Source organism: Bacillus sp. LH1 (genome assembly GCF_057924895.1).
In genome coordinates, this window is record NZ_CM175007.1 from 3,129,786 (window position 1) to 3,147,081 (window position 17,296).

The 17,296-nt window shown below is 36.3% G+C and carries 12 protein-coding genes; 5 read left to right on the top strand and 7 right to left on the bottom strand.

The window, feature by feature from the left end; all coding sequences use genetic code 11:
• Window positions 1-33: 33 nt before the first annotated feature.
• Window positions 34-912: a CPBP family intramembrane glutamic endopeptidase gene (locus ACX9TM_RS16155; protein WP_063220639.1), complete on the bottom strand. Its 879-nt coding sequence runs from the start codon at window positions 910-912 to the stop codon at window positions 34-36.
• A gap of 359 nt (window positions 913-1,271) precedes the next feature.
• Between ACX9TM_RS16155 and ACX9TM_RS16160 the strand changes: the two genes are divergently transcribed.
• From ACX9TM_RS16160 to ACX9TM_RS16170, 3 genes are all read left to right on the top strand, one after another.
• Window positions 1,272-2,609 carry an erythromycin esterase family protein gene (locus tag ACX9TM_RS16160; RefSeq protein ID WP_072769970.1) on the top strand — a complete coding sequence of 446 codons (1,338 nt, stop codon included), beginning with the start codon at window positions 1,272-1,274 and terminating at the stop codon, window positions 2,607-2,609.
• Window positions 2,610-2,954: 345 nt separating this feature from the next.
• Window positions 2,955-3,533: a sensor domain-containing protein gene (locus tag ACX9TM_RS16165; protein WP_000842190.1), complete on the top strand. Its 579-nt coding sequence runs from the start codon at window positions 2,955-2,957 to the stop codon at window positions 3,531-3,533.
• 115 nt (window positions 3,534-3,648) lie between these two features.
• Complete coding sequence (locus tag ACX9TM_RS16170; RefSeq protein ID WP_072769969.1) at window positions 3,649-5,436, top strand: helix-turn-helix transcriptional regulator; 1,788 nt, start codon at window positions 3,649-3,651, stop codon at window positions 5,434-5,436.
• A 321-nt stretch (window positions 5,437-5,757) separates the two neighbouring features.
• On the opposite strand, the gene ACX9TM_RS16175 is transcribed toward ACX9TM_RS16170, so the two are convergent.
• The gene (locus ACX9TM_RS16175; protein WP_065382547.1) at window positions 5,758-6,186 is read right to left on the bottom strand and encodes a DUF5412 domain-containing protein; all 429 of its coding nucleotides are present in this window, start codon (window positions 6,184-6,186) and stop codon (window positions 5,758-5,760) included.
• 550 nt (window positions 6,187-6,736) lie between these two features.
• On the opposite strand from ACX9TM_RS16175, the gene ACX9TM_RS16180 reads away from it, so the two are divergent.
• Complete coding sequence (locus tag ACX9TM_RS16180; RefSeq protein ID WP_139256940.1) at window positions 6,737-8,848, top strand: TerD family protein; 2,112 nt, start codon at window positions 6,737-6,739, stop codon at window positions 8,846-8,848.
• A 210-nt stretch (window positions 8,849-9,058) separates the two neighbouring features.
• Here the strand turns inward: ACX9TM_RS16180 and cypD are convergent, their stop codons facing one another.
• From cypD to ACX9TM_RS16195, 3 genes are all read right to left on the bottom strand, one after another.
• The gene (gene cypD, locus ACX9TM_RS16185; RefSeq protein WP_072769968.1) at window positions 9,059-12,256 is read right to left on the bottom strand and encodes a bifunctional P-450/NADPH--P450 reductase; all 3,198 of its coding nucleotides are present in this window, start codon (window positions 12,254-12,256) and stop codon (window positions 9,059-9,061) included.
• 569 nt (window positions 12,257-12,825) lie between these two features.
• Window positions 12,826-14,304, bottom strand: coding sequence for a DHA2 family efflux MFS transporter permease subunit (locus ACX9TM_RS16190; protein ID WP_000005110.1), 1,479 nt, complete (start codon window positions 14,302-14,304; stop codon window positions 12,826-12,828).
• A 72-nt stretch (window positions 14,305-14,376) separates the two neighbouring features.
• Window positions 14,377-14,616, bottom strand: coding sequence for a hypothetical protein (locus tag ACX9TM_RS16195; RefSeq protein WP_000243463.1), 240 nt, complete (start codon window positions 14,614-14,616; stop codon window positions 14,377-14,379).
• 114 nt (window positions 14,617-14,730) lie between these two features.
• Here ACX9TM_RS16195 and ACX9TM_RS16200 point away from each other — a divergent pair, with 114 nt between their 5' ends.
• Window positions 14,731-15,327 carry a hypothetical protein gene (locus tag ACX9TM_RS16200; RefSeq protein ID WP_072769967.1) on the top strand — a complete coding sequence of 199 codons (597 nt, stop codon included), beginning with the start codon at window positions 14,731-14,733 and terminating at the stop codon, window positions 15,325-15,327.
• A gap of 130 nt (window positions 15,328-15,457) precedes the next feature.
• On the opposite strand, the gene ACX9TM_RS16205 is transcribed toward ACX9TM_RS16200, so the two are convergent.
• Entirely contained in the window at window positions 15,458-16,006 is a 549-nt protein-coding gene (locus ACX9TM_RS16205; RefSeq protein ID WP_001201796.1) for a hypothetical protein, read from the bottom strand.
• Between the two features lie 260 nt (window positions 16,007-16,266).
• The gene (gene cuyA / locus ACX9TM_RS16210) at window positions 16,267-17,262 is read right to left on the bottom strand and encodes a D-cysteate sulfo-lyase (protein ID WP_001046615.1); all 996 of its coding nucleotides are present in this window, start codon (window positions 17,260-17,262) and stop codon (window positions 16,267-16,269) included.
• Between the last annotated feature and the right edge of the window lie 34 nt (window positions 17,263-17,296).

Here is a 17,296-nt window from a genome sequence, read left to right on the forward strand (position 1 = left end):
TTACACTAACTGAATTTAAAACAAATCCGTATGCTATTTAGTAAAATTTACGATTCGAGACATAATTATTGCAGTAGCCAAGATAATAATAGCGGTTATCAAACCAGATTCTCCAATCCAAATCTCAGTTTGATCTCCTGTACTTGCACGTGCGAAAGGTCCTTGAATAATGGCATTCCAAGTAGTATGAATGATAACCGAAGGCCAAACGCTACCTGTGATAAGTCGTAAATAAGCTGTAATATAACTGAATGGCACAATACAAAAATAGATGCCAAGTACTGAAAGTAGGGCAGATGTTCCTTCTACATATAGACCAGCTATAACAATTGGAACATGCCACGTTGCCCAAATCAATCCGCTAATAAGGATTGGGCGTGAAAACTCTGCATCGATTAGTCTTGTAAGCATATAACCTCGCCAACCCATTTCTTCTCCCATAACTGGAATTAAGTTAAGCAAGCTACCTAAAACTCCGCTCAATACTACTATAAAAATGAAACTTAATGGTATCGGTAGATACTGAAATCCAAGTATATTGTAAATAGGTTCTAGCATACCACCTTGCGGGGGCTGAAACCTCGCAATTCCGCTCAACCAGGCGATAGAATAAGTAATTCCACATATTATCATAGGTATTAACAGCGCAAAACCAATCCCCTTCCATATCTTTAAGTTACCGAGACTAAAAGATACATCTTTAAACCCTTCTTTCAATATTATGCGAGTCAAAATAGAAGAAAATGCTGGGGTAAACATATATACCACAATAAGCGGCATACTGTTAGTAATCATTACTACTACATTTAGAATAATAGAAGTAATGGTTAAGATACTTAGAAAGAGTTGAAGTCCTATTTTAGCACGTTGGATTTTATCTTTATTGTGGAATGCTTCTCCGTGTAATAACATTGTAATCCCCCCTTCCCCTTTTATTCATTTGTTTATCAAATTTACTTCCTGTCATTTCAACAGCTACAACTTAGAATAAAAATATTTTGACATACAGATCATTCATCTTTAAAATCCCTCCCAAATTCATAATCTAGTCTTACTTGCGATTCAACAATTTAATTATTATTTATAAACTGTCATAGCCGATAGTACAAAAGTGTAATGATTAACCTATGACTTGTGTCAATTAATCTTATGACAATATGTAACTAGAAAATATGATATGGAATAAATAACAATTGAATTAAGGCAATTGATTCGTGCAAGTACATGAATCAATCTTGCTTTTGAAAATAATTCAATTGAGGTGGGTAAAAATGAATAAGAAAAGAATGATTGCAATGGTTAGTACAGCTTTATTAGTCACAGGATGCGCGGAAGTAGGAAACGCTCAAACTGTAGCAGTCGAAAATTCAGGTCAATCAGTCCAAAAAAATATAGTTAAATCAATACAATCACAGGCTAACCCATTAAAAACGATAGAGCCGTCAAAACCATTTGAAGATTTAAAACCACTTAAGAAAATGATTGGGAACGCGCAATATGTAGGATTAGGAGAGAATACTCATGGAAGCTCTGAAATTTTTACTATGAAGTTTCGCCTTGTGAAATATTTGGTTACTGAAATGGGTTTTACGAATTTTGCAATGGAAGAAGATTGGGGAAACGGCTTAAAACTAAATGAATATATCCAAACAGGAAAAGGAAACCCTAGGGAATTTTTAAAATTGTTATATCCTACTGATGAAATTATAGCCATGATTGAGTGGATGAAAGATTATAATGCTGATCCATCCAATAAAAAAAAGATCCAATTTATTGGGCTCGACTTAAAGGCGTTGGACCAAGGTAGCTTTAATAAAGTAATTGATTATGTAAGGCTGCATCGACCAGATTTGCTGGCAGAAGTAGAAGAAAATTATAAAGAATTGTCTTCTTTTACTGGAAGTATACAGGAATATATGAAACTTGCTCCTGAAAGGAAAGAGAAGTTTAAAGCAAACGCTGAGAGAGTAGCCCGATTACTAAAAGATGAGAATGAACAAGCCAACACAGAAATAATTCCATCCGAGTACATCTGGGCGAAAGCAACGGCAAGTGCAATAGAGAAATTTACCACAATGCTACTCCCTAACGACTATCCAAGTATAATAAAACTACATGAACAATACTTGGCCGATCATGCAATGTGGGCACAAGAGACATTTGGTGGTAAAACGATGGTATGGGCACACAATATTCATATAGCTAAAGGAATTATCGATGAGAAATTATACCCTTATGTTGCGGGGCAGTTTTTGAAGGAACGTTTAGACAATAATTATGTCACAATTGGTAGTACAACTACGGAGGGGAATTTTACCTTATACAGCGAATATAATCCTTCCACTGGAGGTAAGATTACAACCGACACTATTCCACAAGATGTAAAAAGTTTCAATTATACTCTCGGAAAAGTGCCATGTAAAATGTTTTTATTGGATAACCGTCACCTTAAAGGACAAGCAGAAAAATGGGTTAAAGCAAAAAGACCATTACTAAGTATAGGGGGACAAATCCTCCCGAACAGTTCGGTGTATTTTGATACTTCATTGCTTGAGCAATTTGATATTATTTTTCATATTCGAAAAACAAGTCCATCTCATATTAAATAAAAGTACAAAGCAATCCCGTTCTTGCAGATGTAAGAACGGGATTGCTTTGTGGAGGAGTAATAAAGTGAAACTTTAATCAGCAGGTTTTTGTTCATCCCCCACTGATTATTAGCCTTCACCAATCGTGCGTTTACCGGCAGCCCGCCCCCCACCTAACGCTGAATTTTGAGGTGGGAGTCTTACTGCCCAGTAAATAGCGGGATAAAAGCATCTTTTTAACCAGAAGTAAGCTGCTCTCCCCTTTTTAACATCATTTAGAACTGTCATATGACACTTTTACACTAGTGAGAATGACAAAAAAAGCAGTATGATTCGGTTATTACACAGATAGGAGCGATGAACTTTATGAAATCAAGATTCATCCATAATGGTTATTTTTTATTGCTAACTTTCGGTACAGGATTGTTTTATTTTTGTTTTTACCTAATAGCTCTGCTATTTAGTTTAACCCTTTCATTTACTGTTGTTGGGATTCCATTAATTATGCGCGTACTACAGACTACCACACCCTTTATCCAATTCGAGCGCATACAGACGAAAATTTATACAGATATTTCAACAGACTCTTACGATAGAAGTATAACAATGGATACATCGAACTGGTCTCAGGTGAAATTAGTGCTAACAGATCGTCGCACTTGGTGTGCTGTCTATTGGCTAATGCAGAAATTTACGATTGGCATTTTCAGTCTCATTAGTGCAATCATTTTTTACGTAATGCCACTTATGTTCCTGTTGGCACCACTACTGTATCGATACATCGATATGAATATTATATTTATACAAATAGATACTTTTGCCAAGTCACTCTTTGTAATGTTTATGGGTATAGTATTTACCGCCATAAGTATTAGAATAGTCGATGGTTTGACAAAGAAAATTGGGGGCTATACACGTAGTATGATTCGGCAACTAAATCAATAGAAGTTTGCAGTCTGTGAGTAGTATCGTAGTTTTAAATTAAAAAGTATAATAAGGCAGGAAGGATTAAATTATTATATAGGAAGTAAAATGGTAGGCTATTTAGGGGGTAAAGGACTTGTTAGATATGGTTAAGTATTGGTTTTGGTATGATTGGATTATGTTAGGGGTACGCCTACTTGCTAGTGTGTCTATCATTCTAGCTACATTAAATTTTCAGGATGGTTTAACATTACCACTTTGGATTATTATTCTTTGGGAAATTATTGCCTTCTCTGTTCCATGGGTAGCCTTACTATTCAATTATAAATATTATTTGTTCACAGAAATACTGCTATATGGTGGACTATGTATATATTTAACCTTATTATTTCCAGAAGCTTACAACACATTTCTTATATCGGTGTTTCTAATTGCTGCGAATAGTAAGCATTTGTCCTATTATTGGACAGCTCCAATAACGGTTTTTATAACAACTGGAATTTTCTATGCGGTTGCGCCAAGTAATAGCTATTGGATTATGGTCACCTATTATGGATTCGCATATGTAATGGGCTTCGCTTTTCATTTATTAATCGTCAATCATAAACAAAATGAATCAATTCGTAAACAAAACGCGGTACTTGAGCAATATATGTCTCAGATTGAACGCATTACACTGGCGGAAGAACGAAACAGACTGTCGAGTGAGCTTCATGATACAGTTGGTCACGCTTATACATCTATTATTATGGGGATGGAAACGTTGCGCACCGAACTTGCTACTGAAATGGGTATACAGAGGCTAGATTCTCTGCTTGAAATGGGACGTAAAAGCATCGAGGACGTGAGAGGTTACCTACATCAAATGGAGTCTCCTTGCCAATCGCCTTCCTTAATTCAATCTCTCCAAAATCTTGGAGCCGAATTTCAGGAGCACGCTCAGGTTAATGTAAGTTTTCGGGCATACGGAGAGGAATATGAAATGTCTCGGCAAGCGAAGATAGCGTTCATTCGTTGCTTACAAGAGTCCCTTACGAATGCAGTACGTCATGGTCAAGGAACTGAAATTATAGTTTCATTGCAGTTTGAACAACAATATACGAGATTAGAAGTTCAAGATAATGGAAAAGGAAATGTAGAATGGCAGGAAGGCTTCGGTCTGAATGCAATGAAAGAACGAGCAATGAATTTGCAAGGTCAATTGTCTGTATATACAAAGCCAGATGAAGGAATGCTTGTTACATGTACCATACCGCGACAAACTGAAATAACAGATGGACTTATTCGTTTGTTAATTGTAGACGACCAGCCGTTTGTTCGGGAAAGTTTGAGGACACTACTCGATAGATATGAAGATTTAAATGTAGTCGGTTTAGCCGAGGATGGCAATGAAGCCATCGATTTGTGTGGGCGCCTTCAACCCCATGTTATACTTATGGATTTAGATATGCAGCACATGGATGGAGTCGAAGCAACCAAAAAGATTAAGCAACAATGGCCACATATCCGCATATTGATTTTTACCACTTTTCAGGATACCGAACAGGCGTTGGAATCGCTTCGCAACGGTGCGGATGGTTTTTTACTCAAATCTATTGAAACATTGGAGCTAGCTAATACAATCCGACTTATTCACAAAGGTGGGACACTGATTGATCAGGGAATGTCTCACAAAATATTTGAAAAGTTTGATGCGCAAAAAGAGACACCACAATCGAAAGCAACCGCTTATGAGCTAACAGCTAGGGAGATAGAAATATTGCAACTAGTAGCCAAGGGACTTCGATACACTACCATAGCATCAAGGTTATATTTATCGAATGGTACGGTCAGAAATTATGCTTCCACAGCTTATACAAAGCTAGGAGTCCGCAACAAAGAAGAAGCTGTTCAAAAAGCTCTAGAAATTGGAATTATTGAATAAGAAAAATGTTTTTTGTTTCTTTACAGCAAGGCAAAATGTAGTTACAAGATACAGTAAAGGATAAAGTGAAACTTTAATCAGCCCTCATCAGTCGGACTTTTACGGGCAAATAGCGGGATAAAATGAGCGAACTATCATGAACACCTGTTTTATACGTATACTTAATAGACAACCTAAGTAACAAGTTTGTTCCATTTTTATCAGTAGTCGTATCTAGAAACCTAAAAGAGTCCATTTAGAAGATTTAAATGGACTCTTTCACTCATATAATACTATCTATTGTTAAACAAATAAGATTAAATACATTTAAATTTTCTTGTTTTATCTACTAAACTGTTTAGGCATTTCTTTAACGTGCTTATCATCATCACGCCAATCATAGGTTTCTTTCTGCGAAACATCTAAAGTTTGATCTCCAATTCTAACAATATTCTTATTTACCCATTCAATATATGGATCGGTATCTGGATAATTCCAATATATATTTTTCTCTGAATCTGTATCAAGGTTAACTAATTCACCCCTAACAGCATCCGCACTTAATGATCCTGCATTATGAAAATAAGTCTTGATGAGATATTTTCCATCTGGAGATTTCACTGTTCGAATTAATTCCCCTTTTGGAACACCTTGCAAACTAAAAAGTTTCCAATATCCAAATCCAATTATAATTACTAACACAGTAAGTATAGTTAGTAATACTTTTCTTTTTGTTTTTTTAATTTCACCTTTTGTATTTATAATACTCATTCAACTCCATTCCATAATATATCAAAAATAAAAATCCTCCGTTAATACGGGATAAACATGAAAATTCCCATTTAGGAAAACTTTAAAAAATCAGACTGTATACTTGAATTGCTCTTCGCAAGAGAATATACTAATAAAGCAGGCTATGACGTTCCTTCCTTCTAACTTCTTTGGCGAAATAGGGATGTTACTTTCCTGCTAAACACATAGGCTATGACAATTCTTCCTTCTTTGTAGAAATTTCAAATTGTTTTAGAGTTGTCAATTTCCTATGAAAATAATTAGACTATAAAACCTCTTTCTTCTTTGGGTTTGAATAAACTTTAGTTTATCAACCATTGATGTAGAGGTTTTCTTTTCTTAATTAACAAATTACCACTTAACAACTAAATGTTACACCCCTAATTTTTCACTAAAAAATAGCTTTATACCCTCAGTGCATTTCTCTACAATTAGTGTGTTTATGCATGTAAAAATAAAAATCTACCACTGAAAGGAGGACAGTCGGACTATTCCCCTCTTTTATAAGGAGTGAATAATCGGCGTTCTCATGAAAAATTCTATTTACATAAGAAGAAGTTTGAAAGTAATTATAAAAAGAGAAGAAAATAAACTACCGAACATGTATTTAGCCACTGCTTTAAAAAACTTGGAAAGTTTAGGATTTACTTTTTCTGAGCCTTTAATAGAAGAGTTGCAAACACTTTCGGTTGGTGCATTCACATCGTTTTACAAAGAGTTGGTAAAACATTTAAAAGAAATGGTTGGTGCACATATTCAGTTTACTCCTATGTATCCAAACTTTCCGCAACAAATGATGGATTTAAGTAACGCTGATTTATACATCAATGCCGTTATTCATTATGTGACGTTGCGCCTACCTGTATCAAAAGTAGAAGAACGACTTCCTCTTTTAGATAGCGTTGATTTGAAAGTTATTGACTTAGGAAGTGAAGAAGATTTCAATCAAATGATTTCTCAATTGATTCGTGCAAACAGCTCTATTTCCTCAACTGATAAGACAGATGTAGAATGGGCTATTACACACACTGAAGATGTTTCCTGTTTTCTACCTAATGTAATTCCCCATAAGGAAAATATGTCTTTTATAATTGGGGTTTTATTAATAAACAGAAAAATATCAGCCGATGCTGCTGCAAAGTATTTTAAAACAGCAACTGATGTTCTTCGCCTTGCAGTTGCTTTATCTGAAGGTGATGTGAGTTTAGCATCCTCCGTTCGATTCAAGAAGTTTAACCGAGTAGAAAGACGCTTTCTTTTAGGATTGTTAGAGCAATGCGGAAACATTACCGAAGATATGATTCGATACAAAAAACGTTGGATTCGTTTAGGTGAAATTCTTCATCCAGCAGAATATCATACTCGTTTCCCAAAAACCCACCGAGCATTTGAGATGCTTCGCAACAACATTAAAGTTGAAACATTTAATGGAAAAATAGAAGCAGCTTTGTTGAATCGTGATATCATGACAGCGAAAAATCTTTTAAAAACTCGCCCGGGGGAATTTGCCAGACGCTTGGATCATTTAATCCGTTTATGTAGTGATACGTCAACAGATGTTTTCAATATTCTCGAAGAGTTTCTAAGTATAATAGGAAATGTTTCTACTCCTGTATTACTTCAACTCACGGCTCATTTTAAGCATCGAAATGATAAAAATGAATTTCGCACCTTTTTTCCAAAGGGAAATGTAGCAAAAGCTATAGGTATTGAAAATACACTTCCATTTATCTCAGAGGATATTTGTTTAATGATTGTAAAAATGTGTGAAGATACTTTAAAAAATCGCTTCGCAGAACTTCCAAGTCTCGGAAAAGTATTTTTGGATGAACAGTTAAAAAATCACTTAGTTCCCTTCTCTCAACGTTCAGCCAGCAAAGCGCTTCGCACATTATCTCGAGGAAGTAAAGTAGATTTGCCAGAAGGAGATACGATTCGTTTTTTCCTATGGTGGAAAGAAGGCTATGTGAATGGACAACATACAGGACGTGTTGACATTGATTTGTCTGCTGCAATGTACGACGAAGATTGGCAATACAAAGAACATGTATCCTTCACGAACTTACGTTCAAAAAATTTCAAAGCCTACCATAGCGGAGATATTACTTCTGCACCAAAGGGAGCATCTGAATTCATTGATTTCGATATTCCGTCTGTGCTGAAATATGGTGGACGCTATGTAGTTATGACTTTGCTTTCTTACACAGACCAACCATATAAAGATTTACCAGAATGCTTTACTGGTTGGATGGTTCGTCAATATCCTGGTTCAGGTGAAATATTTGAACCTTCTACTGTTCAAGATAAAGTGGATATTACTGCCGACACCCAAATCTCTATTCCAGTTATTTTAGACTTAAAGGAACGAAAATTGATTTGGACAGATTTGTCTCTTACAAGAGATCTAACTTATGATAATACCATCGAGGCTAATCAAAAAGGTATGATACTAGTTGGAAAGGCTTTAACTAATTTAGTTAAACCAAATTTATATGACTTGTTCCGATTACATATTGAAGCTAGAGGTGAACTCGTTCAAGACATCGAAGAAGCAGAAACTATTTTCTCTTTGAATAAAGGGATTACTCCTTTCGATATCGAAAAAATAATATCTGATTTTATAGCTGACTCAAAAGGCTAACTACATTACAAACATTGATAATGTGTGGAAAATATCGATGTATAATGTCTATGTGAAACAGGACCTGATAGATGTTATCAGGTCCTGTTTTTTATTTAGTAGATACTAAATAATCTGGTTAATCACTATTCATCTAAATACACTATACTAATAAAGTGAAATTTATTCGAAAGAAGTTCATTAGTTAATATGTATCTAATTAAGAAACATTCATATACCAGCCCAAACATCTTTTCCATATCGCCCTTCATCTTGCACACGATTCAACCAATTTCTTGCTTCTTGTTCACTGACTTCATGAATTTCTTGATATGCTTGACAAAGGGTATCTTCTACATCCGGAGCCATTTTACTTCCATCACCACATATATAAAGATGAGCTCCATTATCTAATAACGAAATTAAATTGATTCTATCTTGTTTTATCAAATGCTGTACATATGTTTTTGGATGTCCCTCTAAACGAGAAAAAGCTGTGTGTAAAGAGATTAATCCATCTCTTTCATCATTTTCTAGTTCTGTACGATAAAGATAATCTTTTTCAGGATGACGACAACCAAAATATAGATGCGCTTGTCCTAAGTTAATACCTTTTTGCTTTTGAACACGACGCGCTTGCAAGAATCCACGGAATGGTGCAATTCCAGTACCTGGCCCAACCATAATAATTGGTGTTTCTGGATCTTTAGGTAATTCAAAGTTTGATTGTGGCGTTCGAATGAAACAGATAATCTCATCTTTATTATGACGCTGAGCTAAGTAATTAGAAGCGACTCCTTCATATGTCCCTTCCCCACTCCATGCAGGCGCATTAACAACACCGACCGTAATGCTCAGACGATTGTGTGCAACGAGTGGAGAGCTTGAAATAGAATAGTAACGCGGTTTGAGCGCAGGAAGAAGTTCTAAAAAGCGTTCAAATCGGATTTCACAAGCCTCATACTTTTCAAGAAGGTCCAACATTGAAATCCGTTTCTTTAATATTTGTTCATGATAAACTCCTTCTTCTAATAATGCTTCCAATTCTTTTTTATGAGGAGGACATGCTGTGAATGTTACCATTTCTCGTATTTGTGCTCGAGTGGCAGCTTCTTGAACTTCAACACTATAACTAAGAAGGTCCAATAAACTAACAGGACTGTCTAAAGGTATGTGATTTATACTTCGTCCACTTGCACTCAGTATAACTTGATCCTTCCCATTTAATCCAAAACGTTTTAAAATTCGGTTGATATTTTTCTCGCTATTAACTGGCAACACTCCAAGGTGGTCTCCTTCTTTATATGTAGCGCCTTCTGGCAAAGATACCTCGATATGTCGTGTACTTCTATCACTGCTGGATGATTGAAGTTCACGATTTTCTAGTATAGATGCATAAACTGCTTCATATGTTCGTGCAAGAGGAGATCCTCCAAGACGACTGACAAATTGCAGACTCAAAGTACTGCGCTCTTTTTCCATATTTTTGTTGAGCTCCAATCCAAATGCCTTCATCGCATCAGACCACATGTTTTGTTTCCATTGCTCAAGCTGTTCCTCGAAATCACCACTTGCATCTGCTTCTCCGCGTTTAGAAAATCTTGTTGCTCCTTTTTGAGCCATTTGCTCATCAATGTATCTTGGAATCCGTTGGTAGGTACTAGCCCAATTATGATCTCCACAACCAAAAACTGCGTATTGAACCCCTTTTAGCTCATCTGGTTTTAGTTCCTCCAACCATTGCACAAACTGCCCTGCATTACTTGGCGGTTTTCCATTATAAGAAGAAGTCACAATAAGTACCGCTCCTTCTTTTGGCAAACTTCCAATTCGATCGTTAAGAGCTACCACTTCCGTTTGAACTCCTTCTAAACTAGCTGTATCTGCTAATTCTCTTGCAATACCTTCTGCTACACCTGTATCCGAGCCATACAGAACAAGAAGTGAAAGATTATCGGCCCCAATAATAGAAGGTGTCTTCTGGACGTGTTGCTTAATTTCATCGTTTTTCAGCTTGTCCTCTGTAGGTGCAAGAACAGTAGGATGACTAATAGTTTGTTTTCGGGGTAGAATCCTAATCTTAAAATCACCGGGCTTTAGCGTTAATGTTTGTTTTACGTCCAGCTGATAGTTTTGATAATCGATTAATTCAAAATGTTGAAGAAGCATTCCCATTACAAGAGTGGCTTCATGAAGTGCAAATTGCATACCGATACATGCTCTCTGGCCATTTCCAAATGGCTTATAAGCATGATGAGGAACCTTATCCAGCTCTTCAAATCGTTCAGGTTGGAATTCTTCCACATTGTCTCCCCATGCATCTTTATCCCTATGTAGCTGTGGAATAAGAACAGAAATACGATCTTCTCCTTTCTTAATTGGGTATTTCCCGCCAATCACTGTATCTTCTTTTGCATAAAGACTGAATGCTGGAGCGGTAGGCCATAGACGTAGCGATTCATTTAAAATCATCCGCATATACTTCAGTTTCATAACTTGTTGGTATGTTGGAGTAGGATCTGTCAAAACACGGTCTACTTCTTCATAGGCTTTTTTCAATTTATCCGGATTCTTTAATAAGAAGTAAATTGCAAAAGATAACAATCCACTTGTTGTCTCATGTCCAGCTATTAAAAAAGTAATAATTTGGAAACGAATGTTTTCATCATCTAATTTTTCACCAGTTTCCGGATCTGGCACATTTAACATACGGGAAAGTAAATCATTTTCTTCCTGATCTCCACTACTTTTACGTTCAGCAATAATATTATCTACTAAAGAAAACATAGATTGGATATCATGCTGAAATTGACGTTTCGTTCTCCACATAAGTTTGTCTTCTATATCCAGCCGCTGCAATTGGTGCATCGCCTCATCTAGAGCACGGGTCATGCTAGTAATAAAAGGATGAGGTGTCTCACGATAAAAGCTATTGAATCGGTAATTAAAACCACATAGACCAATTGTATCTAACGTAAGACGTGTCATATCCTCCGGAACATCTACGTTTTCATTCGGATTAAGCCGTGCCCATTTTTGAACGAGTTGTACAGCAATATCGACCATCATGGCATGGTAATCTTTCATTGCCCGTTGGCTGAATGTAGGCATCAAAATATTATGAGCTTTTTTCCAGTTAGGCTCGTGAGTCTCGCTAGTAAATAATCCGTCCCCAGCAAAGGCACGAACTTTTGCTAAAGCACCCTCTATACTTTTATCGAACCGTGTTTCGTCACAGACTTCCGCTACCAATTCATGTCCAGAAACGACAATGATGGTATCACTTAAAGTTTGAATTTGAAAAATGGGACCATACTCTTCCGCTATCTTGATAAAGGATAGGGTCGGTTTATCTTTATCGATTAATGGGAGATTACCCAGCGGTCCATATGTTTTCGGCTGAGGAATGGCAGATACTTTTTTTTCCATTAAAAACACCCTTTCAAAAAAGCATGAAATAAAGATATGTAATTGATTACCTTATTTTATCTTTTCCCTAACTATTCATGATTATGATATTGCGTATAAGCTTGGCAATTAGATTTATAACTTGTAGAAAAATACTAAATTAAAATGAAGCGAATAAATATAGTTGGAGCCTTTTAATGTTGGTATTAAAAGATAATCTAAACTTGTAATGTTTATGAGAAATTGCAAACGGATCTCATCTCTTGTATTTGTTCATAAAAATGATTATTTTGATTCATTTTCTTCTAAAACATCCCAAAATAGAGAAGTTGACGAGCTTAAGATTGTAGTATTTGAAAAATCAGTGGTTTAGTTAAACCAATACAATAAGCAATATACCGTGTTACTAATGAAAGAGGACCTGATATGAACATCAGGTCCTCTTTCACTATATAATTATGTCACTGCTTCTTTCAGTTCTTTTCCCATTTTAAATACCGGCGCCTTAGTAGCAAAAATTTGTATTTCTTTATAGTTTATCTAATCAGCAAACAACTTGTAGGAATCATTATCTAACGTTTTATTCTTCTCTACCGATTTAACTTCTCGACGGCTTCCGCACTTGTGTCTACACGTTTAACGAAAAAAACTAATAGTAGTGCAACAACATTCATGCCAAGCGCTACATAGAATGAATATTGAATTCCGGATAATAAAGCCTTCTGAGTTACTATTGCCTTCGTAGTTTCTGTGAAGGTTGTTGGATCTATATGAGACATTAAACTTTCAGCTTTTGTTTTTGTTACAGAGTTCATAATCGTAACAAGAATAGCAGTACCAATGGAACCGGACACTTGTTGAGCTGTATTATTAACAGCTGTACCGTGCGGATTTAAGCGAGTTGGCAATTGATTAAGACCATTTGTCATAAGTGGCATCATCACCATCGCCATCCCAAACATCCGCAGTGTATAAATAAGAATAATATGTGTATGACTAGAGTCAATTTGCAGACTTGCCAACATATAAGTTGAAACAGCTGTAATGGAAAGCCCTACTATGCCAAGAATCCGAGGACCATATTTATCAAATAGTTTACCTGTAATTGGTGACATAATCCCCATTATTACCGCACCTGGAAGCATCATCAGCCCAGAGCTCAGCGGCGAAATACCACGGACGTTTTGTACATAAGCTGGTGTTAAAATCATACCTGAAAACATGGCCACCGCGTTAACAATTGCAATTACAGACGCAAGTGCAAACATTGGGTACTTGTAAACACGTAAATCCAATAACGGCTCATCCATTTTTAATTGACGGATAATGAAAGCAATTAAGGCAATAGCGCCTATGATTAAGGCTGTTAAGACAACTTTATTCGTCCAGCCATCGGAGCTTGCAGAACTGAATCCATATAACAGACCGCCAAAACCGACAGAAGATAATAGTAATGAGAGATAATCAAGTTTTGCATTTTTGTTTTGTTTCATGACATTCTCAGATTTCCAAATCCCTAACAGTAAGCTAATGATTGCTAACGGTAAAATCATTTCAAAAAGCAAACGCCAGTCATAATACTCTACAATATAACCTGATAGTGTCGGCCCAATTGCTGGAGCTGTAATCATAACTAGTCCAAAAATCCCCATTGCTGTTCCCCTTTTTTCTCTCGGAAAGCTTACTAGCATAATATTCATTAACAAAGGCCCCATAACTGAAGAGCCTGCCGCTTGAACCATCCGACCAGTAAGTAATAAACCAAAGTTCGGTGCTACAGCCGCTAAGGCAGTACCAAGAATAAAAATCACCATAGATGTAATAAATAGGCTCCTATTTGAAAAACGCGTTATTAAAAATGCTGATGCCGGAATTAATATACCACTTACAAGCATATACCCTGTAGAAAGCCACTGGATCGTTGAATAATCTTGAATGTTTAAATCTTTCATTATTGATGGCAAGGCTACATTTAAAAGGGAGTTATTTAGAAATGAAACAAATGCCCCAATAAAAAGGATTACAAGCATTAAATATGGTGGTTTTCTTTTATGTAATGTTTCACTCATATATTTAATTGCCCCTTCATTATAAATTTCATTGATTCGTTTAAATCGTTTACATATTTGCACAAGAAAACATTACCCTTGCAGTATTTTGCCAAACTCTTCGAATGGATATTCTCTTTTTAGCAATTCCACTTGCTCAACATACCATTTTAAAATCTTTTTGTTGATGAAACCTTTATAAAAACGTTTGTTAACGGAATTTAAATTAGGCTGAAATACAAAAAGAAGCAACTGAAAATACCCTTCTAAAATAAATTGAAACTTTAAATCAATGGGAATTTTACAGGCAGTGAGAAAAATCAACAAGACCACGCACCCATTCCTTTAAATACAGGCTTGTAGATCTAGTTATGTAACCATCCAAAAAAAGGAATATTACATAGGCTAAGTCTAACATTACATTTTTAAAGTGAGGGGAATTAGCGTATGCACCAATATTGGTATTTGAAGTCACAGGGAAACGGGGAACAATATACTAACCAAATTTCATTATATTCACAGCCCGAAATAACTACGTCTGAGGTAATGAATGATTTAAAGCTTCCTGAGAATTGGAGTTACCGAGTCTATCCAGTTAGTTGGGATTCATCAGCCAATTATACGGGGTTCAATCCCCAACCTCCTCCCTTCTCTTGGGGGCAGCAGCCAATTAATTATGCAGGGATAATACCACAAGGCCACCCTGCTAATTGGACTCCATTACCAGGTCATGCAGGTTTTAATTTTCAAAAACCTCCCTTCCCCTGGGCGCAACCATTCAATCACACAGGGATGTTCGCACAAGGTCATCTTGCCGCTTTACTATCGCCGCCAGCCAAGCCTTTTCATTTCAATACCAATAACTCGGGTGTTTTTGGAAACCCTCCAGGATGGGGTAGTCCGTGGGCCCCAATGGGATGGGGAAATAACGGAGGTAACGGTCAGCTTGGAATGCTTGGAAACTTACTTACAGCAGGAAAAGGCACCATGAGTGGAATAGGAATGATCAGTAGTTTAATCGGGATGGGGAAGTTCTTCTTTTAGTTAATTAGAACAGGAGAATGTGGCTGTAGCTTTAATCAGCCACATTTAAGGACAGTAATCTCCCACCTAACTTCCTAGCATAGCATTCGCGGAAATTTTAGGTGGATATGTATTGTTACAAGTTACTGTTTTACTTTGAGTACTCCTTTACTTTCTTATCAAGTGCCTTACTATAAGCATCTTTGTTTTCCTGTGATAACTCATAAACTGCTTTTTTCCAATGCTCTCCGTCTACACCTGATAAAAATTCAGTACCTTTCATTGCAGCTTCTTGAATCTTCTGTTTATCTTCTTTACCAGCATCCTTAATTAACTTCGTTGCTTTTCTTGCCTCTGTTACCCCTTCTTGTATGGATTTGTGAATGTCTTTGTATGTATCAGGTACTTTTATGTGTTCCATATTATCTAAAATTTTATCTATCTCGTTTGATGTTTTTAAAACAGCTTTTGCTTTTTCTTTATCCTTTAAGGATTCTCCTAAGTTTAGTAATAGTTCATCCTTCTTAAATTGGAACTCTACCACTTGCTCACATATGTAGTACGGATACTGTTGTTCGGAAAGTATTGTTATTGCTTTACTAGTTTGCTCAGTCTTATGAGTAGAATCTTTATCTCCTACCTCGCATCCGACTAACAGCATAAATGGAACTGCTAACGTTACTAGTTTCTTTGCTCTCATTATGTATTCTCCTTGTGGAAAGTATTGTAAGTAATTAACATATCAAACTATAACATACATTACATTATGGTTCACTTCCATTACGCTTTTAAAATGTAAAATAAGAATACACCCCATAAGCCACAAATAAGATTAATAGAATAGAAATGCCGAGTACCGTATATATAATCCATTTTAAATTTGAATTCATATCATCCTCCTACCTCTCAATAATTCCAGTATATAACAAAAAAGCATTGGATACCCAATGCTTTTTACACTTACGCAAATAAAGAAGTATTCGCATATAAAGCTGGTGAACCACCTGAATGTACGAATAAAATATTGTCTTCCTTATTAAAATTACCTTTTCTAATTAAGTCGATTAATCCCGCTACTGCCTTACCTGTATACACTGGATCAAGTAAAATACCTTCTGTTTTCGCAAGTAACTGAACTGCCTCTACCATTTCCGGCGTTGGTAACGCATAGCCTGGTCCTACATATTCATCAAAGCACGTAACAGCGTCGCGCGAGATAAAGTTTGGAATACCAACATGTGCTGAAGTTTCATCTACAAGTTTTGCTACTTTCTCTTCTTGCTCAGCTTTTCCTCTACTTACATTAATCCCGATTACAGGAATATGGCTTTGTGTTCCAGAAAAACCAGTAATTAAACCAGCATGCATACCGCCGCTACCACTTACACAAACAACTGAACTGAAATCAATTCCTTGCTCAAATGATTGCGCCATAATTTCTTGCGCACAAGCAACGTATCCCATAGCGCCTGTAGGGTTTGATCCACCAACTGGAATTACATATGGTGTATTTCCTTTTTCACTTACTTCTTTTGCTACTTTATGCATTTCTTCCATCAGGTCTGCTCCGTTCGGTACAACAATGACGTTTTCAGCACCTAATAAGTGATATAAGAAATAGTTTCCGTTAAAGTCTCTCTTCTCTTCTGGCTCAAGCCCTTCCTCTAATACAAGAATACATTTCATTTTTTCTTTTACCGCAGCAGCAAGTGTCAGGCGGCAATGATTTGACTGAATACCACCAGCTGTAATTAACGTATCTGCACCATTTTCCTGTGCATCTGCAACTAGAAATTCTAACTTTCTCGTCTTATTGCCACCGGCTGTTAAACCAAGTAAATCATCTCGTTTAAAATAAATAGTCGGACCACCAAGTGCTTCAGAAAAGTTGTTTAACTTTTCAATTGGTGTATATGATTCTGTATATTTTTTCCTCGGGAATTTAGCTAAATTCATTGTAACGCTCCTTTTGTACTTCTTTCACAATATA